Source organism: Nioella sediminis (assembly GCF_001879695.1).
Lineage (GTDB): Bacteria > Pseudomonadota > Alphaproteobacteria > Rhodobacterales > Rhodobacteraceae > Nioella > Nioella sediminis.
Genome location: NZ_MNBL01000091.1, coordinates 1 through 21,834, shown reverse-complemented (window position 1 = coordinate 21,834; position 21,834 = coordinate 1). Strand labels below are relative to the sequence as shown.

Annotated in this window: 18 protein-coding genes and 2 tRNA genes; 6 read left to right on the top strand and 14 right to left on the bottom strand. The window is 62.8% G+C overall.

The window, feature by feature from the left end:
• Positions 1-152 precede the first annotated feature (152 nt).
• Both BKY26_RS12105 and BKY26_RS12100 read left to right on the top strand, forming a co-directional pair.
• On the top strand, positions 153-1,148 hold the full coding sequence (locus tag BKY26_RS12105; RefSeq protein ID WP_071690649.1) for a TAXI family TRAP transporter solute-binding subunit: 996 nt from the start codon (positions 153-155) through the stop codon (positions 1,146-1,148).
• A 106-nt stretch (positions 1,149-1,254) separates the two neighbouring features.
• Positions 1,255-3,531, top strand: a complete 2,277-nt coding sequence (locus tag BKY26_RS12100) for a TRAP transporter permease (protein WP_071690648.1) — start codon at positions 1,255-1,257, stop codon at positions 3,529-3,531.
• A gap of 128 nt (positions 3,532-3,659) precedes the next feature.
• On the opposite strand, the gene BKY26_RS12095 is transcribed toward BKY26_RS12100, so the two are convergent.
• On the bottom strand, positions 3,660-3,971 hold the full coding sequence (locus BKY26_RS12095) for a DUF6280 family protein (protein WP_071690647.1): 312 nt from the start codon (positions 3,969-3,971) through the stop codon (positions 3,660-3,662).
• A gap of 214 nt (positions 3,972-4,185) precedes the next feature.
• Here BKY26_RS12095 and efp point away from each other — a divergent pair, with 214 nt between their 5' ends.
• Positions 4,186-4,749 (top strand): elongation factor P, encoded by a 564-nt coding sequence (gene efp, locus BKY26_RS12090; protein ID WP_071690646.1) that lies wholly within the window; start codon positions 4,186-4,188, stop codon positions 4,747-4,749.
• 93 nt (positions 4,750-4,842) lie between these two features.
• On the opposite strand, the gene BKY26_RS12085 is transcribed toward efp, so the two are convergent.
• From BKY26_RS12085 to BKY26_RS12065, 4 genes are all read right to left on the bottom strand, one after another.
• Complete coding sequence (locus BKY26_RS12085; RefSeq protein WP_071690645.1) at positions 4,843-5,682, bottom strand: rhomboid family intramembrane serine protease; 840 nt, start codon at positions 5,680-5,682, stop codon at positions 4,843-4,845.
• A 47-nt stretch (positions 5,683-5,729) separates the two neighbouring features.
• Positions 5,730-6,965: a hypothetical protein gene (locus tag BKY26_RS20265; RefSeq protein ID WP_158514332.1), complete on the bottom strand. Its 1,236-nt coding sequence runs from the start codon at positions 6,963-6,965 to the stop codon at positions 5,730-5,732.
• Positions 6,966-7,082: 117 nt separating this feature from the next.
• Positions 7,083-8,459, bottom strand: a complete 1,377-nt coding sequence (locus BKY26_RS12070; RefSeq protein ID WP_071690642.1) for a TolC family outer membrane protein — start codon at positions 8,457-8,459, stop codon at positions 7,083-7,085.
• 50 nt (positions 8,460-8,509) lie between these two features.
• Positions 8,510-9,163, bottom strand: a complete 654-nt coding sequence (locus BKY26_RS12065; RefSeq protein ID WP_071690641.1) for a protein-L-isoaspartate O-methyltransferase family protein — start codon at positions 9,161-9,163, stop codon at positions 8,510-8,512.
• 385 nt (positions 9,164-9,548) lie between these two features.
• Here BKY26_RS12065 and BKY26_RS12055 point away from each other — a divergent pair.
• A tRNA-Cys gene (locus tag BKY26_RS12055) sits at positions 9,549-9,622 on the top strand.
• Positions 9,623-10,026: 404 nt separating this feature from the next.
• On the opposite strand, the gene BKY26_RS19845 is transcribed toward BKY26_RS12055, so the two are convergent.
• The 4 genes from BKY26_RS19845 to pdxR all read right to left on the bottom strand — a co-directional run bounded on the left by BKY26_RS19845 (position 10,027) and on the right by pdxR (position 14,364).
• Positions 10,027-10,653: a DUF6538 domain-containing protein gene (locus BKY26_RS19845; protein ID WP_227435011.1), complete on the bottom strand. Its 627-nt coding sequence runs from the start codon at positions 10,651-10,653 to the stop codon at positions 10,027-10,029.
• 82 nt (positions 10,654-10,735) lie between these two features.
• Positions 10,736-10,810 (bottom strand) — tRNA-Phe (locus BKY26_RS12040).
• A 209-nt stretch (positions 10,811-11,019) separates the two neighbouring features.
• Positions 11,020-12,795, bottom strand: a complete 1,776-nt coding sequence (gene xsc / locus BKY26_RS12035; RefSeq protein WP_071690639.1) for a sulfoacetaldehyde acetyltransferase — start codon at positions 12,793-12,795, stop codon at positions 11,020-11,022.
• 87 nt (positions 12,796-12,882) lie between these two features.
• Positions 12,883-14,364 (bottom strand): MocR-like pyridoxine biosynthesis transcription factor PdxR, encoded by a 1,482-nt coding sequence (pdxR, locus tag BKY26_RS12030; RefSeq protein WP_071690638.1) that lies wholly within the window; start codon positions 14,362-14,364, stop codon positions 12,883-12,885.
• A gap of 161 nt (positions 14,365-14,525) precedes the next feature.
• Here pdxR and BKY26_RS12025 point away from each other — a divergent pair, with 161 nt between their 5' ends.
• Entirely contained in the window at positions 14,526-15,926 is a 1,401-nt protein-coding gene (locus BKY26_RS12025) for an aminotransferase family protein (protein WP_071690637.1), read from the top strand.
• 488 nt (positions 15,927-16,414) lie between these two features.
• Here the strand turns inward: BKY26_RS12025 and BKY26_RS12020 are convergent, their stop codons facing one another.
• The 4 genes from BKY26_RS12020 to BKY26_RS12005 all read right to left on the bottom strand — a co-directional run bounded on the left by BKY26_RS12020 (position 16,415) and on the right by BKY26_RS12005 (position 19,998).
• On the bottom strand, positions 16,415-17,683 hold the full coding sequence (locus BKY26_RS12020) for an ABC transporter permease (protein WP_071690636.1): 1,269 nt from the start codon (positions 17,681-17,683) through the stop codon (positions 16,415-16,417).
• Between the two features lies 1 nt (position 17,684).
• Positions 17,685-18,491, bottom strand: coding sequence for a taurine ABC transporter ATP-binding protein (locus tag BKY26_RS12015; protein ID WP_071690635.1), 807 nt, complete (start codon positions 18,489-18,491; stop codon positions 17,685-17,687).
• A gap of 82 nt (positions 18,492-18,573) precedes the next feature.
• The gene (locus BKY26_RS12010) at positions 18,574-19,575 is read right to left on the bottom strand and encodes a taurine ABC transporter substrate-binding protein (RefSeq protein WP_071690634.1); all 1,002 of its coding nucleotides are present in this window, start codon (positions 19,573-19,575) and stop codon (positions 18,574-18,576) included.
• Positions 19,576-19,815: 240 nt separating this feature from the next.
• On the bottom strand, positions 19,816-19,998 hold the full coding sequence (locus tag BKY26_RS12005; protein ID WP_071690633.1) for a DNA gyrase inhibitor YacG: 183 nt from the start codon (positions 19,996-19,998) through the stop codon (positions 19,816-19,818).
• Positions 19,999-20,116: 118 nt separating this feature from the next.
• On the opposite strand from BKY26_RS12005, the gene BKY26_RS12000 reads away from it, so the two are divergent.
• The gene (locus BKY26_RS12000; protein ID WP_071690632.1) at positions 20,117-21,325 is read left to right on the top strand and encodes a cytochrome P450; all 1,209 of its coding nucleotides are present in this window, start codon (positions 20,117-20,119) and stop codon (positions 21,323-21,325) included.
• On the opposite strand, the gene BKY26_RS11995 is transcribed toward BKY26_RS12000, so the two are convergent.
• Positions 21,326-21,834 (bottom strand): ribonuclease E/G (locus BKY26_RS11995; RefSeq protein ID WP_193600188.1); only part of this gene is annotated, 509 nt, incomplete at its 5' end. It lies immediately after the preceding gene.

Here is a 21,834-nt window from a genome sequence, read left to right as displayed (position 1 = left end):
GGCCGCCATTTCCCGCTTGCAAGGCAGTTGAACCGGAAGCGGCCTTTCCTGCTACTGCGCCGTGCATGGCCCGCCTGAGGGCCCCGGATGGAGAGGAGGCTTCATTCGGACAAAGCCGGAAACGACCGGCATGAACCGGAGGACAACTCACAATGAAATTCACCAAAGTCACGGCGTTCGCGCTGACCACCGCGCTGACCACGACCGTCGCATTCGCCGATGGCCACATGGACCGCGAAGGCTGGCCCGAAAGCTTCACCGTCGGCACCGCGTCTCAGGGCGGCACCTACTTCGCCTATGGCTCCGGTTGGGCCAACCTTGTGGCGGAAGAACTGGGCATTACCGGCGGCGGCGAAGTCACTGGCGGCCCGATGCAGAACATGGCCCTCGTTCACACCGGCGAAGCACAGTTCGGCATGACCACCATGGGCCCGGCGGCAGAATCGCTGCAAGGCACCAACCCGATCGCGCCGGGCCTGCCGATGACCAACGCCTGCGCCATGTTCCCGATGTACCAGACCCCGTTCTCGGTCACCGCGCTGGCCTCCTCTGGCATCGCGTCCATCGCGGACATCCCCGCAGGCGCCCGCATCGGCTTCGGCCCTGCTGGATCGACCTCGGACACCTATTTCCCGCGCATGATGGAAACCCTTGGTGTCGATTTCGAGCGTCGCAACGGCGGCTGGTCCGACCTTGGCGGCCAGCTTCAGGACGGTCTGCTGGACGTGATCGCCTTTGCCGCAGGTGTGCCGGTTCCCGCTGTCAGCCAGCTGGAAGTGCAGACCGACGTGAACATCATCGAGTTCACCGAGGAAGAGCAGGCCACCATCATGGAAGCCTTCCCGGTCAGCCAGTTCGACATTGCAGCCGACACCTACACCACGCTGGAAGCGCCCGCACGCTCGGTCTCGATGTGGAACTTCGCCATCGCCAACTGCGACCTGCCGGCGAGCTTCGTCTATGCCGTCGTCGATGTGGTGATGTCGGATAACGAGCGCATGGTGAACATCCACCGCGCCGCCCGTTCCACCCTGCCCGAAAACTGGGACCGCAACGGTGTTCTGATGTGGCACCCCGGTGCGGCCCAGTGGTTCGCCGAAAACGCCGGCGCGGACATCCCCGCCGACATGATCCACGGCGACATGTAATCGCGGCCTGAGGCCTGACAACCTGTGCCGCGCCCGAACCCTGGGCGCGGCATTTTTCAAACCGGGATCCGCCTGACATCTCTCCCTAGGCGGAGCGGAGGGGACCATGACAAACCAAACTGCACAAGACGAGGACATCATTCTCGCAGAGGGCGTGGATGAAGAACCCGTCGAACGGAACCGTCGGCTTTTCGGCGGGATATCCGCCATCCTGCTCGCCACGCTGGCGACGCTCTACGCCGCTTTCCACATGCTGGCGCTGAACGGCGTGTCCATCAGTGACTGGACCGGGATCGACATTCCCTTCCTGCCGCAATTCCCGCTGGAAACCTGGAACTTCCGCATCGTCCATATCGCGGGCGCCGTGGTTCTCGGGTTCCTCCTCTTTTCTGCCCGGCTCTTCCGGGACGAGGAGCGTCCGGCAACACCGCTTCTGTCCAAGGCGGGCTATCTTCTGCTGCTGCCTGTTGCGGTGGCGGCCTATACGGCCATCGGCTTTGCCATGCTGATCAATTCCGGCACGCTGCAGGAAATGGGCGGCCTGACGGTCTGGATTTCCAGCCCGCAGATTCCTGCCGGGGCCGAAGTTTACGCGCAGGAGATCTACTGGTTCGGTCTGCCCCTTCTGGTCGCCACGCTCGGCGCCATCGTCCTGGGCTGGTTCGAAAACGCCCCGCGCGACCGCTTTGCCACGTCCGATATCGTGCTGGCCGCCTGTGGGCTGGTTGTCGCCGTCTATCTCGTGGCGATCTATGGCACCGCCGCGCGCAACTCGGTCGGGACGCCCTTCGTTCCCGTCGGCGTGGCTTTCGCCGCCACGGCAGGTACGGCCCTGATCATGGAACTGACGCGCCGCGTGGCCGGTCTGGCCCTCGTGATCATCACCGGCGTGTTCCTGACCTACACCTTCACGGCGCATCTCCTGCCCGGCATCCTGGCCGTGCAGACGCCCTATTCCTGGCAGCGTTTCTTCGGCCATGTCTATTCGGATGCGGGCATCCTGGGGCCGACCACGGCTGTTAGCTCGACCTACATCATCTTGTTCATCATCTTCGCGGCCTTCCTGCAGGCGTCGAAAGTGGGCGACTACTTCGTCAACTTCGCCTTCGCCGCCGCAGGGCGCGCGCGCGGTGGCCCGGCCAAGGTGGCGATCTTCGCCTCCGGCCTCATGGGCATGATCAACGGCACCTCTGCGGGCAACGTGGTGGCCACAGGCTCGCTGACGATCCCGCTGATGAAGAAGGTGGGCTATCACAAGAAGACAGCTGGCGCGATCGAGGCCGCGGCGTCCACGGGCGGGCAGATCATGCCGCCGATCATGGGTGCGGGCGCCTTCATCATGGCCGAGATCACCGGCATCCCCTACCAGGAGATTGCCATCGCGGCGATCATCCCGGCGATCCTCTACTTCGCGTCGATCTACTTCATGGTCGACCTGGAGGCCGCCAAACTGGGTATGCGCGGGATGCGCGAGGATGAACTGCCGAAGCTGAACAAGATGATCCGGCAGGTCTATCTGTTCATCCCGATCATCATCCTGATCGTGGCCCTGTTCTACGGCTACTCGGTCATTCGGGCGGGCACCCTGGCCACCGTGGCGGCGGCTGTCGTCAGCTGGCTGACCCCCAACCGGATGGGCCTGCGGTCGATCCTGCATGCGTTCGAGCTGGCGGGGATCATGTCGATCCAGATCATCGCGGTCTGTGCCTGTGCGGGTATCATCGTGGGTGTGATCAGCCTGACGGGCGTCGGCGCGCGCTTCTCCTCGATGCTGCTGGATATCGCGGCAGCAAGCCAGCTGCTGGCGCTGTTCTTCGCCATGTGCATCGCGATCCTGCTTGGCATGGGCATGCCCACGACGGCGGCCTATGCGGTTGCGGCGTCGGTCGTGGCGCCGGGCCTCGTGAACCTCGGCATCCCGCAGCTGACGGCGCATTTCTTCGTCTTCTACTTCGCCGTGGTCTCGGCCATCACGCCGCCGGTGGCGCTGGCCAGCTACGCAGCGGCGGGGATATCGGGGTCGAACCCGATGGAGACCTCGGTGGCGTCCTTCAAGATCGGGATCTCGGCCTTCGTGGTGCCCTTCATGTTCTTCTACAATTCGGCCATCCTGATGGACGGAACGTGGTTCGAAGTGATCCGCGCCGCAACCACCGCGACCGTGGGCGTGTTCCTGCTGTCCTGCGGTATGCAGGGCTGGTTCATGGGCGGGCGCACCGCCTGGTTCCTGCGCGTGGGTCTTGTCGCGGCAGCGCTGTTCATGATCGAGGGCGGCTGGATCACCGACATCATCGGTGTGGGCGCGGCTGTGGTAATCTTCTTCGTGCAGAAGGTCTTCCACCCCTCGCCCGATGCTACCTTCGATGTGCGGGGCGCAGACTGAGCCTAAGCGCAGGTCAAAGGGACCGAAGGGCCGTCCAGTTGGGGCGGCCCTTTTTCATGTCCTCTGCCGCCGAAAACGAAAAACGCGCCCCAAAAGGGCGCGTTTTTCCGGCAGCTTGTCAGATCTGGTCAGGCGGCTTCGGCCTGGTTCCGGCGCTCGCTTTCCTCGCGCGACAGCGCGACAGAGGTCCGAACCCCGTTGGCAACGAATGCCATCAGGCCATCGACCACCCGTTCATTTGGGTCGATACCGGCGCAGGACAGAACCTCGCGCCCATCACGAGACCGGGCCCACCGGGCGATCTGCTCGGGGCCGTTACCGTATTTCTTGTCATCAGCGATGGCGTCATCCAAAGCGGCAAGGACCACGGCCGCAAACAGCTTGCGGGACCGCTGGCCCTGTTCGTGGTTGAATGCCGTTCCATCAACGAAATCTCTCATTCCGTCGTCCTTTTTATTGCTCTTGCATTTCCGGCGTGGCGTCCCTTATGCCCATAGTATGAGCGATTCGGGTGTGTAATCTCCGCATACTAGGTATGCGCGTACCGCATACCTGGTGCACAATCCTCTCTATTTCAGGTGTATTGCCACCCCTGCCACCGGCAGATATAGGATCTGCCAAGATTTTCTCAACCTTTCGCCACGGAAAAGACTCATGCCCAAGATCAACGGCAACGAAATTCGCCCGGGAAACGTGCTGGAACATAATGGCGGCCTCTGGGCAGCCGTGAAAGTGGATCATGTGAAGCCCGGCAAGGGCGGTGCCTTCGCCCAGGTCGAGATGCGCAACCTGCGCAACGGCTCCAAATTGAACGAACGCTTCCGCAGCGCCGACAAGGTGGAACGGGTGCGGCTGGAACAGAAGGACCAGCAGTTCCTTTATGAGAGCGACGGCATGCTGGTGTTCATGGATGCCGAGACCTACGAACAGATCGAACTGCCCGCCGACCTGCTTGGCGATCGCCGCCCCTTCCTGCAGGACGGGATGACGATTGTGGTGGAGTTCTACGAGTCCGAGGCGCTGAACGCCACCGTGCCGCAGAAAGTGACCTGCAAGATCGTCGAAACCGAACCGGTGGTGAAGGGGCAGACCGCTGCCAACAGCTTCAAGCCCGCGATCCTCGACAATGGCGTCAAGGTCATGGTGCCGCCCTTCGTGGGGCAAGACGAGATGATCGTCGTGAATACCGAAACGATGGAATACTCCGAACGCGCGTGACGAAGCGCGGGGAAGATCCTTGAAGGATCTTTCAAGAATTTTGCAAAATTCTTTGCCGCCCGGATCCAGACATTGGACCGGGCGGCAGGCGTTTCAGCGGGACCCACCCCAGGGCGATCGGCGATCCACCCGGCGCTGTCCCGCTCGGGGGATACGGGTGTTGTCCCCGGTCTCCTCCGGTTCAGACCGTCGCGGCTCCGACCGGGATGTATAGGTCCATCCGGGCTCGCTGTTGCGCGCTTCATGCGGTGGTAGCCCGTGATTGAGGCGCCAGAAGGCCGGGCCGCCCCGCCGCAGCCAGGCAGGCAGGATCAGAACCAGACCGGCGATGAACCCGCCCGCATGGGCCCAGTAGGCCACCCCGCCGCCCGCCGCATCCATTGCCGCGCCATTGACGAGCTGCAGCCCGAACCAGAGACCCAGCATCAGCCAGGCGGGCACGGTGATGACCTTGATGATCACGAAGATGATCAGCGCCAGGTCCACCCGCGCCCTCGGGAACAGCATCAGGTACCCCCCCATCACCCCGGCGATCGCCCCCGACGCGCCGACCATGGGCACCGTCGAGCCCGGATCCGCCGCCATCTGCGCGAAGGCCGCCGCGACACCCCCGGCGAGGTAGAAGATCAGATAGCCGATATGCCCAAGCTGATCCTCAAGGTTGTCCCCGAAGATATAGAGGAACAGCATGTTGCCGATGATGTGCATCCAACCGCCATGCAGGAACATGGAGGTGATGATCGTATGCATCTCCAGCCCCTGAGAGGCCTCGGCCGGTACCAGGGCCCAATCCATGTAGAAGGCCATCAGCAGGTGTTCCTGACCGCCTATGCTGGGAAAATAGCTCAGAAACACCACGACGTTGATCGCGATCAGCGCCCAGGTGACGAAAGGAGTCCGTTCGGACGGGTTGTGATCGCGCAAAGGAAACATGAGGTCCAGATTGGCCCCTCAGGTCGTAAGGTCAAGGGGGCGTCGCGCTATTCGATGTCCTGCGCGGCAAGCGCCAGGCGGATTTCACGGCGCACCAGCTTGCGTACATTGCGCGTGATGCGCACACCCATTTCCCCCTGCAGCTCTTCGCGAACAACCTCGGCAATGATCTCGCGCAGCGCCTCTTCGTCCACGAAACCGTCCCCGTCATCGGGGAAGGCGAACGGAGTTTCGCCCAGGTCTTCCACATCGTCGAGCGCGTCCGGAGACGGGCCCGTTACCTCTGTTTCACGCGCGAGGAGATCGGTCACGACTCCGTCTTCGTCAACCGATTCCGAGGTTTGGCCGGCTTCCGCTTCCGCTTCCGCTTCCGCTTCCGCTTCCGCTTCCGCTTCCGCTTCCGCTTCCGCTTCCGCTTCCGCTTCCGCTTCCGCTTCGAAAGTCTGCTCCCGGACCAGGTCCGCCGCAACCTGTTCCGCGATCTCGTCCGACCGCTCAGGCTCTGCCCCTGCGGCGGGGTTGCCATCCTCAGCCGGATCCGTCTGAGCGCGCAGGATTTCCACCTTCACGCGCGGGGCGCTTTCAGCCGGGGACGCACTTGCTGCGCGGGCCTCGGCCAGTTCCAGCGTCGGCGCGGGCAGGTCCCCATCGGGCAGCGCATCGTTATCCTCACCCGGCTCGTAATCGCTGACGCTCGATGTGCTGCGGATGAAGGACAGGGGCACATCGGCGAAATCCTCGTCATCCACCTCGGCGGCGGCCTCCGTCACGTCCTGCAACAAGGCCTCGGTTACATCGACCGGGTCGGTCAGCCCGTCATCCAGCGGGGTGCCATCCGCTACCACAAGGTCACCCGCCTCCCACTGGTCGGCCTGCAATTGCGGATCGGGCGTGTGCTCTTCCTGCACGTCCGGCTCCTGAACGTCGCCGGCAGAGTCGTCAGCCCACAATTCCTTGGCCCAATCGGCCCCGTCATCGCGCGCGATATCCGCGTTATCGACAACGGCGCTGTCCGCACCCTCTGACTGGTGCGCTTCCCCGGCGCGCGGGACAATCGGAACCCAGGGATCCTCGGGGTCGGTGACGCGCAAGGCCGGTGTCAGAAGCAGGCGGTCACCCGCAGCCGGCGCGTCCTCAGGGGGTTGCATGACACCTTCAGGGCGCGGCTCCGACGCTTCTGCCCGGGCAGGTTCGGACCGCACCGGGGGCTGGTGTTCGGACACCAGTCGCCTGATAGAGGACAGAACATCCTCGATCTCATCGGATTTCGCCGCGTCTGCCATTTGGACCACTCCGCTCTTGCCGCACCTGCCCCGGGGCACAAGGGTTTGTTTTCCGGGCAGGATAGACTCCGCAGGCCGTTCGGGCAATGGATAGCTAAACTTGTGCCTATCGCGGGCTCAGTCGCGCCCAAGACGGTCCAGCACCGCGTCGAGTTGCTGGCCCTGGCGTGAAATCGGCCGGATCGGCGCCCCGCTGACCGCGTTGTAATACGCCGTTGGATCATATTCCGGCACGTCCAGCCCCAGATGCTCGACGGTCAGCAGGCCCATGGCCGCCAATAGCCCATAGCTTGCAGTGTACAGCGATGTCTGGGCCTCGATCAGGCCGATGCGCGCCTCCAGCAGGTCCTGTTCGGCGTCCAGCACATCCAGCGTAGTCCGTGCGCCAAGCGATGCCTCTTCCTGAATGCCGCGGAAGGCCAGCTGGCTGGCGCGAATCTGCTGCTGCGAGGCCTGGATAGAGGCCGAGGCGATTCGAATCTGCGCATAGGCGTTGCCGATTCCCTGCAACACTTCGCGCGTGGCATAGTTCAGTTCAGCCTGGGTCGCGTGCAGCGTGGCCAAGGCAATCCGTTCCGCGGAGGCAAGCCGCCCGCCGGCATAGAGCGGCTGCGTCAATTCGATGGACAATCGCGTAGACCCCTCACCATTCGCCGACGGGGCCGGGTCAAAGCCGGTCGAGGCCGAAACGCTGACCTCGGGACCGTAGTCGGTGCGGGCTGCGGCAAGGCTCAGCTCATCGGCGCGGACCTCGTGCTGAAGGGCCAGGATCGCGGGGTGCGACACCCGCGCGATGGCGACGGCTTCATCCTCGGAGGCGGGCAGAGACGGAAACCCGCCGGGCCCGGACAGCCCGTTTGACCCGCGCCCCACGGCAATCTCGAACAGTTCGCGGTCGATCATCAGCGCACCCTGTGCGGCCACCAATGCCCCGCGCGCCTGAGCCAGCTGCGCCTCGGCCTGCGCCACGTCGGTCCGGGTGGCTTCGCCAACCTCGAACCGGTCCTCTGCCGCGCGCAGCTGTTGGGTGATCACCCGCACGTTGCTTTCGCGGACCTGAACGACCTGCATGTCACGCCAGACCTGCATATAGGCGGTCACCGCGTCCAGCAGCACCCGCTGTTCGAGATTCACCAGCCCCTGACGAGTGGCTAGCACGGTTTCCTGCGCCGCATCGCGGGCCAGGCGGCGCCCGCCACCATCATAGACCAGCATCGAGGCCACAAGGCTGAGACGGTCCGTCTGGCGATCGGCCGGAATATCCCATTGCGATGAGGCCACGAAGGACAGAACCGGCCGCAACCCGGCAACCTGCTGTGCGACGCTTTCATCCTGCAACCGCAGAAGATAGCGGTTCTGTTCCAGAAGATCGGAGTTCCGATAGGCATCGGCCAGCGCGTCGGACAGGCTGTCGGCGCTTGCCGCCAAGGGGGACAGCATCGCCCCGACGGCAATCGCCGTGGCGGCCAGATGTCTCAGGATCGTCGCACGCATATGTTCTTTCCCCCGGTCACCCCCCCCGGTGGGAACCCCGGGGATACAGATTATAAGACGAAACCCGACTGCTTTGTGAAGCCGGGAAGAACGGGTGCCGTCGCGTTAAACGCCATGCGCCAGTTCATCTTGCCATCCAATTTGTGCCCGATCCGGCATTCGCCAAGGGGGCCATCCATGAAAATCGCCGCGATACGGCCACCTTCCTTGAGCTGATCGGTCAGCGCATCGGGCACGGTCTCGACCCCGCCTTCAATGCAGATCACGTCATAGGGGCCGTGCTTGGCGCTGCCCTCGGCCAGCGCACCCTCGATCACGGCGACATTGTCGACGCCCTGCGCGCTGAGCGTGGACTGTGCGTCTTCGGCCATGCCCGGAACCTCTTCCACGGCCACGACAGCCTCGGCCAGATGCGCCAGCACCGCCGCCGAATAGCCAAGACCGCAGCCCAGATCGAGCACCAGTTCGTCCTGACCGACATTCAGAGCATCCAGCATCTTGCCCTGGCTGCGCGGCTCCAACACCACGCGGCCACCTTCCAGCGTCACGTTCTCGCCCATATAGGCCACGTTGCGCAGCGCCTCGGGCAAGTAGGCCTCGCGCGCCACGGTCAGCATGGCTTCGATGATGTTGAACTTCGTGACGTCCTGCGTGCGGACCTGAGTGTCGACCATCACGGTGCGGAGGGTGGCAAAATCTTGCATGTTCGAACCCGGGAAGCTTGTTGTTTCGCCCCTCTTGCCACAGTGGGCCAGCAGGGGCAACGGACAAGCCGCCGCGCGCATCCGGTGCGACCCTCGCCGATGCAGAAACAGCGCATTCGCCAGGTGCGTCTCAAGGATCAATCAAGCGAGATGAATCGTGCAAGGTCGGGCGCGTTCGCGGGGTGGTCGAACGCAACGGTCTGCAAAACCGTATTCCATCACCGGCTCGCCTCCCGGACTCGCCTCCCGGTCATCACCGATTTGCCATGTTCTCGCGGCCAGTTCCGACGCACAAGATGCCCGTTTGCGAGCAGGCGTCATCTGCCCTAAAAGAGCCGCTTGCACAAACCCCGAGAATGGGGCAAAACGCGCCAACACCACCGGCGGCGAGTTGGCGGAGTGGTGACGCAGCGGATTGCAAATCCGTGTACACCGGTTCGATTCCGGTACTCGCCTCCAAGTGTTTTCAATGACTTAGCGAGAATTTCCCCAGCTGGGGGATGCGAGGTCTAAACAAATGTCTAAACATTCTGTTTTTGTTCTGTTCGCGGTCCAGTGGGGGATTGCGACCATGTGACGGTCGATTCAGACTTCTGCTTCACCGAGCAACAACAGAAGGAGAATGGCCACTAGCGGACTTCCCACAAGCGAGACAAGCACCCAAAAGAATGGGCTGCGGTTCCGGTCTTTCGCCATCCGTGCGCAAAGAACAATGCAGAACCAGAAACCGAGAATGAAGGCGCTGACGATCAGGGCGAAAAACAGGATTGAGTCCAATTGGCCTACCTATTGTCTAAAGTATTGAGGCAGAACCAAAGGTAAGCTCTATCGAGCTATGACGGGTTCTGCTCGACGCGCATACGCTATGCCCGTGCGGCCCTGATCTTCTGGCGAACCTTCTCCGAATAGTGCTGGACCATCGCGGGGCTTTGCTCTGTTACAGCGGCAATCAGATCGTCCTCGCAGCCCGCTTCCAGCAGCTCTGTGGCTGCATTGTAGCGCCAGCTATGAATATCATAGTCCAGCGCCCCAATTGCCTCTCTGACTTTCCTCACAGCCTGTGAGGCACCCCTATAGGACCAACGATTGGTCCCGCGCTCGTTGGTCACGATGAAAACCGTGTGAAGGCTGGCGGCATCAAGGGCCTCCTGAAGCTCTGGAAAGATTGGAACCCACAGCTCTTTTTGAGTTTTGTTCTGACGAACAAAGACCGCACCGTCCTGAACATCGGACCAACGCATCTCAAAAACATCACCGATCCGCTGTCCGGTAACCGACTGCAGCCGCAGCATGTGCTTGCCTGGAAGGTCCGCGGCCTCGCACCGCAGGTGATACCAATACTCGTCCAGTTGATCGGCTGCTCGTCTGGCCCTGGCTTCTGCGATCCTCGGGGACTTCGTCCTCAACGAGTAAGCGATCCGAGGCGAGGTATAGTGCTGCCTCAACTCCTGCGGAATGTGGCGGCTGAAGTAGAAAACCCCGTCCTTCACGAAGGTGAACGTCGGCGAAATGGTCTACTGCTCCTAGCGGTGGCTAAAAGCTGAAGCGAAACCAACGAGTTAACTTGGGAAGTGGTGCCCGGGGGCGGAATCGAACCACCGACACGAGGATTTTCAATCCACTGCTCTACCCCTGAGCTACCCGGGCACGGGAGCAGGAGAGTCTCCTGCGGGTTGGGGGCGTTCTAGGGGGTTCGGGCGGGGCTGTCCATAGGGTTTGAGAGATTTTTTGCGGGCTTGTGGGATGACGCGGTTTTGCGGCGATTTGTGTCCCGCAGCGGACCGGCTAGGGCCCTCAAGACAAAGGAAAAGGGCCGCAGTTCGTGCCGCGGCCCTTGCCCTTGTTCCGTCCCTTGATCAGGCCGTTTTCTGTGGGCGCATGTCGGCGGCGTCGATGCCCGCCACGGCGACCGGCTTCTTCATTGCATCGCGGCGGAAGGGCTCCCCCAGTTCCTGGTTGATCATCGCCTCGATCAGCGTGGTCTTGCCGGCGGCCTGGTCCTTCAGGGCCTGGTCCAGCGCGTCAGAGAGCTCGTCCATGGTGCGCGCCACGACGCCCTGCAGCCCGCAGGCTTTCGCGATGCCCGCATAGCTGACCTGTTCATCAAGCTCGGTGCCGACGAAATTGTCGTCATACCAGAGCGTCGAATTCCGCTTCTCGGCCCCCCACTGGTAGTTGCGGAACACCACTTGCGTGATCGCGGGCCATTCGCCACGGCCGATGGCGGTCAGCTCGGTCACCGCGATGCCGAAGGCGCCGTCGCCCGAGAAGCCCACGACGGGCGTATCCGGGCAGGCGATCTTGGCGCCGACAACGGCGGGCAGGCCGTATCCGCAGGGGCCGAAGAGGCCTGGGGCGAGGTATTTGCGGCCTTCCTCAAACGACGGGTAGGCGTTGCCTATGGCGCAGTTATTGCCGATGTCAGAGGAAATGATCGCCTCTTTCGGCAGGGCGCGCTGAATGGCGCGCCAGGCCATGCGCGGGCTCATCCAGTCGGGCTTGTCGGCGCGGGCGCGCTCGTTCCAGGTGGTGCCGGGATCGTCATCTTCGTGGTCCATCGAGGAGAGCTGCTGCGCCCAGGCCGATTTGGTCTGCGCGATCCTGGCTTTGCGCTCGGCCCGGCCCTCGTCGCCTGCCGTGTCGGACAGTTGTTCAAGGATGGAGGTTGCGACTTTCTTTGCATCGCCCACGATGCCGACCGAGACCTTCTTGGTCAGGCCGATCCGGTCGGGATTGATATCGACCTGGATGATCTTGGCGTTTTGCGGCCAGTAGTCGATGCCGTAGCCCGGCAGGGTCGAGAACGGGTTCAGACGGGTGCCCAGGCACAGGACCACGTCCGCCTGGCTGATCAGCTCCATCCCGGCTTTCGATCCGTTATAGCCAAGCGGACCGGCAAAAAGCGGGTGAGAGCCGGGGAAGGCGTCGTTATGCTGGTAGCCCACGCAGACCGGGGCATCGAGACGTTCGGCCAGTGCCATGGAGGCGGGGATCGCGCCGCCCAGAACCACCCCTGCGCCATTCAGGATGACGGGCGACTTGGCCTCGGACAGCAGCTTGGCAGCCTCTGCCACGGCCTCTTCACCGCCACCGGGGCGTTCGAATTCCACGATCGCGGGCAGGTCGATGTCGATCACCTGCGTCCAGTAATCGCGGGGCATGTTGATCTGCGCAGGGGCGGAGGCGCGCTTGGCATTGATGATCACCCGGTTCAGCACTTCGGCCACGCGCGACGGGTCGCGCACTTCTTCCTGGTAGGCGACCATATCCTTGAAGGCGGCCATCTGTTCGACCTCCTGAAATCCCCCCTGCCCCAGGGTCTTGTTGGCGGCCTGCGGCGTCACCAGCAGCAGCGGCGTGTGGTTCCAGTAGGCGGTTTTCACGGCGGTCACGAAATTGGTGATGCCGGGGCCGTTCTGGGCAATCATCATGCTCATCTTGCCCGAGGCGCGTGTATAGCCATCGGCCATCATCCCGCCCGAGCCTTCGTGGGCGCAGTCCCAGAAGGAAATGCCCGCCTGCGGGAACAGGTCGGAAATCGGCATGAAGGCGGAGCCGATAATGCCAAAGGCATCTTCGATCCCATGCATTTGCAGCACTTTTACAAAGGCTTCTTCGGTGGTCATTTTCATTGGCGGCATCTCCACGGAAAAGAATGGGCACTGTCTGTGCTTTGACGTCGGTTGTAGCGCCCTGCCCTGCCCCGCCGTTAGGGCCAGTTAGCGCGGCTCGCTATGGCCAAAGGCGGCGATCTCTTCGGCGATCCGGCGAATGCCTTCGGGGATCTTTTCAGATGGGATGGAACTGTAGGCCAACCGGTAGAACCGGCGGGCGTCATCCGCAGGGCTGAAAAAGCTGCGCCCCGGTTCGATGACCACGCCGCGATCATAAAGCCTGCGGGCCAGAATCTCGGTGTCCACACGCGGCGGGGCCGCCATCCAGAAGCTGGAGCCGCCAGTGGCAACCGCCCCTGAAATGGACAATCCATGGCGTTCGATTGCGGCGGCCATGACCGTGCGGCGAATCTCGTAGGCCTTTCGCATCCGGTTGATCTGCGCGTCATAGTGGCCGAGCGACAGGAAATAGGCGACGGTGCGCTGGATGTGGCCGGGCGGGTGGCGCAAGACCAGCGCCCTCAGCGCGCGCGCTTCGCGGATAAACTCCTCATCCGCCACGACATATCCCAGCCTCAGCCCCGGAAAAAGCGACTTGGAGAACGAGCCGATATAGATCACTGCCCCAGTGTCATCCATCGACTTCAGCGCGGGCGATGGTGCATTCTTGAAGGAGAGTTCGAATTCATAGTCGTCCTCGACCACCACGAAGCCACGCTCGGTCGCAAGATCCAGAAGTCGCCTGCGGCGATCCACCGGCATGGTCATATTGGTCGGGCAATGGTGCGAGACGGTGGTAAAGACCACATCCGTATCGGGCGGCAGCGCCTCGGGCGGCAAACCCTCGTCATCCACGTCAATGGGCACCAGATGGCATCTGGTCTGGGTCAGGATCTCTCGCAAGCCGGGATAGGTCGGGTTTTCCAGCACCGCCTTGCGCCGCTGCGTCAGCAGGATCTGCGCCGTCATCCACAGCGCGTTCTGCGCGCCCATGGTGATCAGGATTTCTTCCTTGCGGGCGGCGATCCCCCGGCGCGGCAGGATATGGCGCTGGATATGTTCCAGCAGGCGTTCGTCGTCTTCCTCGTAACGGTCGGCGGTCAGGATCTTGAAATCCTTCTGTCCAAGCGCCTGCAACCCGCATTGCCGCCAGGTCTGATGCGAGAAGAGCGACGGGTCCGCCTGCCCATAGATGAACGGATAGGGGTATTCATGCCAGTTCAGCGGGCGCAGCGGCAGGGCCGGGCTGTCAAACCGCTGCCCGATGGCCCGCGACCAGTCGATCCCCGGTTTTTCCTTACGGTTGCTGAGATCGAATTCAGGCGGGGACGGCGCCGTATCGGACACGAAATAGCCTGACCGCCCTCGCGAATTCAGGTAATCATCCGCCACGAGTTCGGTATAGGCATTGGTCACCGTGATCCGGCTGATCCCCAGATGAACGGCCAGTTTCCGGCTGGATGGCAGCTTTTCGCCGGGCCTGAAACGGCCTGACAGAATGCCCTCTGCTACAAGCCTTTGGACCTTCTGTTGAAGGGTTCCCTCGGCCTGCGGGTCGAGAAAGAAGGATTCCACCGGGATCGGCACGGCTGGACTTAACCTCTGGTTAGCTCTGGTCACACCACATGCGCGGGGCACAGGGTGCTTGTCAATCCACTGGCGCTATGCATGGATAGGCTCTGGCCCTATCTGACACAGGCGCAACCCGGCACTGTGACCACAGAGACCGTTTTCCGGTGGAGAGAGATATGAACACCCCCTTCAACCCCAATGATATCAGCCATGTGATCGAGGCGGATCGCGCCAATGTCTGGCACCATCTGATCCAGCACAAACCCTTTGAAACCGGCGAGCCCCGGATCATCGTCGAGGGCAAGGGCATGCGGGTCTGGGACGCGCATGGCAAGGAGTATATCGACGCCGTCTCCGGCGCTGTCTGGACCGTGAACGTGGGCTATGGCCGCAAGCGCATTGCCGATGCCGTCCATGAGCAGCTCATGAAGATGTGCTATTTCGCGCAGGCCGCAGGCTCCATCCCCGGCGCGCTTTTTGCCGAGAAGCTGATCGAGAAAATGCCGGGCATGTCCCGCGTCTACTACACCAACTCCGGCTCCGAGGCGAATGAGAAGGCCTTCAAGATGGTGCGCCAGATCGCGCACAAGAAATATGGCGGCAAGAAAACCAAGATCCTATACCGCGACCGCGACTATCACGGCTCTACCCTCGCCGCGATGTCGGCGGGTGGGCAGGATGAACGCAACATGCAGTACGGCCCCTTCGCGCCGGATTTCGTGCGCGTCCCCCATTGCATGGAATACCGCAAGGAAGAGCTTGGCCTGGGCCATCTCTCGGGCCGGGACTTCGGCATCGCCGCAGCCAATCAGATCGAAGAGGTGATCCTGCGCGAAGGCCCGGAAACCGTCGGCGCGCTCTGCCTGGAACCCGTGACAGCAGGCGGCGGCGTCATCGAAGCGCCCGAAGGCTACTGGGACCGCGTGCAGGAGATTTGCAAGGAATACAACGTTCTGCTCCATATCGACGAGGTCGTCTGCGGCGTGGGCCGGACCGGCACCGAATGGTTCGGCTACCAGCATTACGGCATCAAGCCCGACTTCGTGACCATGGCCAAAGGCGTCGCATCGGGCTATGCGGCCATCGCCTGCATGGTGACGACGGAAGAGGTGTTCGATCTGTTCAAGACCGACCCCACGGACAAGCTGAACCACTTCCGCGACATCTCCACCTTCGGCGGCTGTACCGGCGGCCCGGCGGCGGCGCTGGAGAATATGGCGATCATCGAGGAAGAGGGCCTGCTGGAAAACTGCACCCAGATGGGCGCCCGGATGATCGGCAACCTCAGGGCGTTGATGGACAAGCACCAGATCATCGGCGACGTGCGCGGCAAAGGGCTTTTCCTGGGCGCGGAACTGGTGAAAGACCGCGAGACCAAGGAACCGGTCGAGGAAAAGGACGTGATGGCCGTGGTCGCGGATTGCGCCGCGCAGGGTGTGATCATCGGCTCCTCCAACCGCTCGATTCCGGGGCGCAACAACGTGCTGTGCTTCAGCCCCGCGCTGATCGCAACGGCCGAGGATATCGACGCGATCACCGATGCGGTGGACAAGGCGCTGACCAAGGTTTTCGGCTGATCTGATCGCCCGACAGCGGTCCCAAAAGTCCCGGCGTGCGACAGCGCCCCGGGGCTTTTCTGCGCCCGGAACACCCCGGTGCCATGCGTGCACCCCCTGTACACCCCCTGTACACCCCCCGTGCAGACAAAACCGCCAAGAATGCCCCTTTCCTTTCATCTTGGTCCAAATACCTCGGGGTTTGGGGCAGAGCCCCAAGTGGCCCGGCGCGGCCCCCGCCAAGGCGGGGGGTAAGCCGGGCCACCCCGGTCGACGCGCCAAAGGCGCGGCGAAATCGCCTTGCCCCGGAAAGCTTTCCTACCAATTCCTTACGGGTGAGTTCATTTGCAATTGGTTGACGCAGAGACACGGTGCGCGCGCTGGCGGCCCGGTGAAGCCCCCGCGCCAGCGGGGCAAACCGGGCCGCCCCCGGTCGACGCCGTAGGCGGCGAAACCGAAAAGGCCCCCGGAACACCGGGGGCCTTTTCGCAACGATCATCACCTGGCACTCAGACCTTGCCCTTCCAGGGGACCAGAACCCGCTCGGCCCAGCGCATCAGCATGTCGATGCCATAGCCGATGATGCCAATGAGGATGATCCCCATGATCACGATATCAGTGAGCTGGAACTTCGACGCGGCCACGATCATCTGACCGGCGCCCTGTTCGGCGGCAACCAGTTCGGCGGCCACCACCGTGCCCCAGCAGACGCCCATCGCCACCCGCGCGCCGGTGAAGATTTCCGGCAGGCTGTTGGGGATGATCACATGGCGCATGATCTGGCTTTTCGAGGCCCCCAGCGAATAGGCCGCGTGAATCTTGGAAATCGACACGCCCGACACGCCTGCCCTTGCGGCAATGGTCATGATCCAGAGCGCGGCGAGGAACAGCAGGAAGATCTTGCCGCTTTCGTCGATACCGAACCAGATGATCACCAGCGGGATCAGCGCCAGCGGCGGCACCGGGCGCATGAATTCGACGATCGGGTCGAACCAGCCGCGGAACCAGTTGGACAGGCCCATGGCATAGCCCAGCGGGATGCCCACGGCGGCGCCCAGCGCGAAGCCTGCCAGCACCCGGAACAGCGAATAACCCAGATGTTCGGCGAGGGTGAAATCGCGATAGCCTTCCCGCGAGATTTCGATGACCCGGCTCCAGACGGCCTCTGGCGGCGGCAGCCAGATCGGTTCCATCTGCATGCCCGCATTCGGCGTGAAACGCACGGTGCCACGGCGGCTGAGCGTCACGACCCCGTCGCCGGTATCGACCTCGCCCACCTCCGGCTCCAGCGGCTGGCCATTGATGGCGACCACGCGAAACCCGTCTTCGTCGGCGCCGATATCGTTGTCGCCGGTCTGGATCAGGCTGGACCGCCCGCCGCTGATGGCGTCCACATCGTTCAGCGCAAAGCCGTCGCCGGGGTCGATTTCGGGCAGGTCCACCTCTTCGCCCACGGGACGGACAAGCACCGTCACCGTGGCGTCATCGCGTTCGCCAGCGGCGTTTTCGGCGGTATAGGTAAAGCTGGTGTCGCCCAGGAACGGGCCCGGCACGTGAATGGGCGAGATCACCGAGCCGGTGAACGCCCCCCAGATCAGGAAAATCGAAATGACCGAGATGACCGAGGCCGCCCGCGTTGGGCGCACGGCGCTTTCATCGCCGAAGGTCACGGTCTTGAGCGAGGTGAAATCGTGGCGCGACTCGCGCATCGAATTGAACGCCTTCACCGCGACGAAGGCGACGATGAAAATGGCGGCATAGATGGCTGCGATCAACATGTTATGCGGCCCCCTCTGTCCGGCCCATGATCTCTTCTTCCATATCCCAGATCATCGACAGGATTTCCTCGCGCCGCTCGCTGAATTCGGGGTGTTTCTTGACCTCTCGCAGGTCCGCGTTCACGCCCATATCGGCGAAGGGCAGGTTGTATTCGCGATGCAGGCGGCCGGGGCGGGGGGCCATCACGATCAGCCTTTCGCCCAGAAGCAGCGCCTCTTCGACAGAGTGGGTGATCAGGATGATGGTCTTGCCGGTTTCCTTCCAGAGCTTGAGCACCAGCCCTTGCATCTTCTCGCGCGTCAGCGCGTCGAGCGCGCCCAGCGGTTCGTCCATCAGGATCACATCGGGGTCATTGGCCAGACAGCGGGCCAGGGCCACGCGCTGTTGCATGCCGCCCGACAGTTCATAGACGGCCTTTTCCTTGAAATCCTGCAGGCCCACGGTTTCCAGCAGGTGATCGGTGATCTGGTCACGTTCGGCCTTGGGCATGCCCTTCATGCGGGGGCCGAAATCGACGTTCTGGCGCACGCTCATCCATTCGAAGAGCGCGCCTTTCTGGAACACCATGCCGCGTTCGGCATCGGGGCCGGTCACGTAATGGCCATTGAGCTCGATCTTGCCCTCGGTGGGCGCAAGAAACCCCGCGATGATGTTGAGAAGGGTGGTCTTGCCACAGCCCGAGGGGCCGAGGACAGACAGGATCTCCCCTTCCTTGATGGTCAGAGATACATCCTGAAGCGCCTGTACGACCCCGCCATCCGGCAGATCGAAACGCATGGAGATGCTGTCGAGCACAAGCCCGGTCATACTGCCCTACCTTCCAAGTATTAAAAGAAAATCTGCAGAGTGGACGGCGCGAAGCACTGCCGCGCCGTCCGTGATGTCGGGATTACATCCCGTCATGCACCATCTGCAACGGACCGGTATTGACCGCGCTTTCGTAGGACTCGCGGGCGGCGTCGATATTGCCGGTCTCGACGAAGAAGTTGGCCACTTCCAGCAGGAAAGTCTGGGTGCCGCCACCGAGCCATGCTTCGGAAAGCTGCTCTTCAACCGAGGGGAATTCGAAACCGGCCAGCGTCGCGGCGGTCGCGTCTTCATCCATGCCCGCGTCGCGCGCGATCACCGGAAGCATTTCGTCGGTATGCTCGCCCGAGTTCCACATGGCGTTCATGTCGGCGGTCACGGACAGGAAGGCGGCCAGCAGTTCCGGCTCTTCTTCCGCGAAGGAGGCGGGGACCGAGGTCACGTCGAAGACGTAGATGCCCAGTTCCTGCTTTTCCGCACCGGTCAGCAGGGTGTTGCCATGTTCCATCATGCGGCGCAGCGCACCGCCCCAGCCGCAGGCCATGCCAAGCGAGCCCTGCGCCAGTGCAGCGGCGGAATCGGCGGGCGCCATGTCGACCACTTCCAGCGTGCTGACGTCGATGCCGAAATGCTCCATCTGGCGGAGGAAGCCGTAATGGGCGGCGGTCCCGATCGGCACACCAACCCGCTGACCTTCCAGATCCGCGACATTGGAGGCGTCGATTTCAAGCGACTCGTGAACCACGCAGTTGTCATTGTCAGAGTAGCTGACCGCCACGTCGACAACCTGGATGTCCTGCCCGGCAGAGGCCGCGACCACGAAGGGCGGCACGCCCTGGCTGACCGAAATATGCACGTCGCCCGAGGCCATGGCGGCGGACATGGCGGTGCCGGTGTCGAAGGCGCGCCAGTTGATGGTCACGCCCATCTCTTCTTCATAGATGCCCATCTGCTTGGCGTATTCGAACGGCATCGGCCATTCGAGGAAATAGGCAACGGTGATCTCGTCAAGTCCCTGGGCGACGGACGCCTGAGCGCTCATCACCAGACCAAGAGCCGTTCCCGCAAGTGCAAATTTCTTCATTCGTAGTCTCCCTGTTCTCAGCGCGGCCTTGCCCGCGCCCATGCTTTTTGCATGTTGCAGCTTGCGAGGGTGAAAGCGCTTACGTCAAGGAAATCGTTCTGGCTGGACTGATGAAGTTCTCAGTCTGGACTGGTAGATTAAGCTCTGGATTATCCCCGATTTCAGATTTCCGAAGAGCCGAACATTTTCTTGGCACATCGCCCGAATTTCAGGCCTGCCAAGAACGAAACAGGGCGCGAGTCAGTGCAGCCGGTCACTGTCTGTGGCCAATGCCTCGGCCGCCGCTTCCAGATCTTCGGGGTCCTGCGAGGGCACCGCGTAGCTGCCATTCAGCCAGCGGCCAAGATCCACATCGGCACAGCGGCGCGAACAGAAGGGGCGGTATTTCTGATCCGTATCTTTGGTGCAGATCGGGCAGGACATGCGGTGCACTCCGTTGTGACGGGACGTCATATTGCCATCATGCGCGCCGGGATGCCAGCCCGCTTGCCGCCTGTTGCCCCCTGCCCTAGCGTGAGAGTACGGGAGAGGGGAATTTCACATGTCAGCATCCATCCGCGACTTCGACCTGAACAGCATCGGGCGGGAATTCATAGAAAATCCCTTCCCCACGCTGAAGGCGCTGCGCGAGCAAAGTCCCGTGCACCGCAACCCGGATGGGTCCGTTTACCTGACGCGCCATGCCGATTGCCTGAAGGTCTATCAAAGCCGCGCGATGCTGTCGGACAAGACGGAGGAATTTGGCAAGAAGTTCGGCCCCGGCCCGCTGCTGACCCATCACACGACCAGCCTGATCTTCAACGACCCGCCCTATCACACGGTGGTGCGCAAGCTGCTGGCGGGGGCCTTCACGCCGCGCAAGCTGGCCGAGATGGAGCCGCTGATCGACGGGATCGTGGGTCGGATGCTGGACGATCTGGAAGATTTGGGGACCTTCGACCTGATCCCGGCCTTCGCCATGGTCCTGCCGACCGAGATCATTTCCTTCATGTTGGGCATCCCGGAGGCGTATCGCGCCAAGCTGCGGGGCTTTTCGCTGGCCATTCTGGGCGCGCTCGACCCGGTGATTTCGCCGGAACGGCTGCAGGCGGGCAATGACGCGGTGGCGGAGTTCGGGGCGATTCTGGCCGATCTGATCGCCCATCGTCGGGCAAACCCCGAGGGCGCGGGGCAAGGCGAGGTGCTGGACAGCCTGATTTTCGGCGAGGTGGACGGTCGGCGGCTGACAGAGGAGGAGCTGGTGCAGAATTGTATCTTCCTGCTGAATGCCGGGCATGAGACGACAACGAGCCTTGTTGGCAACTCTATCGGCATCCTTTTGGACAACCCAGACCAGTTGCGGCTATTGCAGCGGGAACCTGAACATATCGGGACGGCGGTGGAGGAATTTCTGCGGGTCCAAAGCCCGCTTCAGATCGGCAACCGGCTGGCGGGGGAAGATATCGCGCTGACGGATTGCGTGCTGCCCAAGGGCACCTATATCCACACCTCTATCGCCGGGGCGAACCGCGATCCGGCGGTGTTCGACGACCCCGAAGCGGTCGATATCACCCGCAATCCGAACCGGCATCTGGCCTTTGCCACGGGCATCCATGTCTGCCTTGGCGCGACGCTGGCGCGGATCGAGGGGCGGATTGCGATTGGCAAATTCGTGGAGCGGTTCCCACGACTGCGGGCGGATGGCCCGGCGGAGATCATGGGGCTGGCGCGGTTTCGGGGCTATAACAGCCTGCCGGTCAGCGTCGCCTGATCAGATCAGCGCCGTCAGCGGCCAGCGGTCGCGCTTGCGTTGCAGCTCGTACATGCCAAGGGGCGTCCAGCCTGCCAGCACCGTATCGGTGCCATCGGCGCGGAAGGCGCGGCGCAGGGCATCTTCGAACTGGCGGCGGTCCTTCTTGGGCATGGGCGCCACGTCGAGCGTGATCTGACCGCCAAGCCCGCGCAGGCGCAACTGGCGCGGCAGGTCCTTCGCGGCGGCGAGGTTGGCTTTCAGACCGGCGGCCAGCGAACTGTCAGGCCCGGTGTTGACGTCAACCGCGACGAGGGCAGAGGTGGGTTCGATCATCATCGAAGCACCGGAGGTGAGTGGCACCTCGGGGGTCAGCGCCGCGTCGATTTCCTCCAGCACACCCAGATCGGCAAATGCCCCCTCCCGGTCGATGACCTCATCGGGTTCCGGGCTGGCCCAATCGCGCCAGGCGGTCATGTGGGCGTCGGGGGCATCGACCAGCAATTCCGGTTCGCCCGCCAGATCGGCGG

What these genes read in the sequence shown, in the direction of transcription:
- BKY26_RS12105 (WP_071690649.1), top strand. Translation starts at nt 153, where the DNA reads ATGAAATTCACCAAAGTCACGGCGTTCGCGCTGACCACCGCGCTGACC.
- BKY26_RS12100 (WP_071690648.1), top strand. Translation starts at nt 1,255, where the DNA reads ATGACAAACCAAACTGCACAAGACGAGGACATCATTCTCGCAGAGGGC.
- BKY26_RS12095 (WP_071690647.1), bottom strand. Translation starts at nt 3,971, where the DNA reads ATGAGAGATTTCGTTGATGGAACGGCATTCAACCACGAACAGGGCCAG.
- efp (WP_071690646.1), top strand. Translation starts at nt 4,186, where the DNA reads ATGCCCAAGATCAACGGCAACGAAATTCGCCCGGGAAACGTGCTGGAA.
- BKY26_RS12085 (WP_071690645.1), bottom strand. Translation starts at nt 5,682, where the DNA reads ATGTTTCCTTTGCGCGATCACAACCCGTCCGAACGGACTCCTTTCGTC.
- BKY26_RS20265 (WP_158514332.1), bottom strand. Translation starts at nt 6,965, where the DNA reads ATGGCAGACGCGGCGAAATCCGATGAGATCGAGGATGTTCTGTCCTCT.
- BKY26_RS12070 (WP_071690642.1), bottom strand. Translation starts at nt 8,459, where the DNA reads ATGCGTGCGACGATCCTGAGACATCTGGCCGCCACGGCGATTGCCGTC.
- BKY26_RS12065 (WP_071690641.1), bottom strand. Translation starts at nt 9,163, where the DNA reads ATGCAAGATTTTGCCACCCTCCGCACCGTGATGGTCGACACTCAGGTC.
- xsc (WP_071690639.1), bottom strand. Translation starts at nt 12,795, where the DNA reads ATGAAAATGACCACCGAAGAAGCCTTTGTAAAAGTGCTGCAAATGCAT.
- BKY26_RS12025 (WP_071690637.1), top strand. Translation starts at nt 14,526, where the DNA reads ATGAACACCCCCTTCAACCCCAATGATATCAGCCATGTGATCGAGGCG.
- BKY26_RS12020 (WP_071690636.1), bottom strand. Translation starts at nt 17,683, where the DNA reads ATGTTGATCGCAGCCATCTATGCCGCCATTTTCATCGTCGCCTTCGTC.
- BKY26_RS12015 (WP_071690635.1), bottom strand. Translation starts at nt 18,491, where the DNA reads ATGACCGGGCTTGTGCTCGACAGCATCTCCATGCGTTTCGATCTGCCG.
- BKY26_RS12010 (WP_071690634.1), bottom strand. Translation starts at nt 19,575, where the DNA reads ATGAAGAAATTTGCACTTGCGGGAACGGCTCTTGGTCTGGTGATGAGC.
- BKY26_RS12005 (WP_071690633.1), bottom strand. Translation starts at nt 19,998, where the DNA reads ATGTCCTGCCCGATCTGCACCAAAGATACGGATCAGAAATACCGCCCC.
- BKY26_RS12000 (WP_071690632.1), top strand. Translation starts at nt 20,117, where the DNA reads ATGTCAGCATCCATCCGCGACTTCGACCTGAACAGCATCGGGCGGGAA.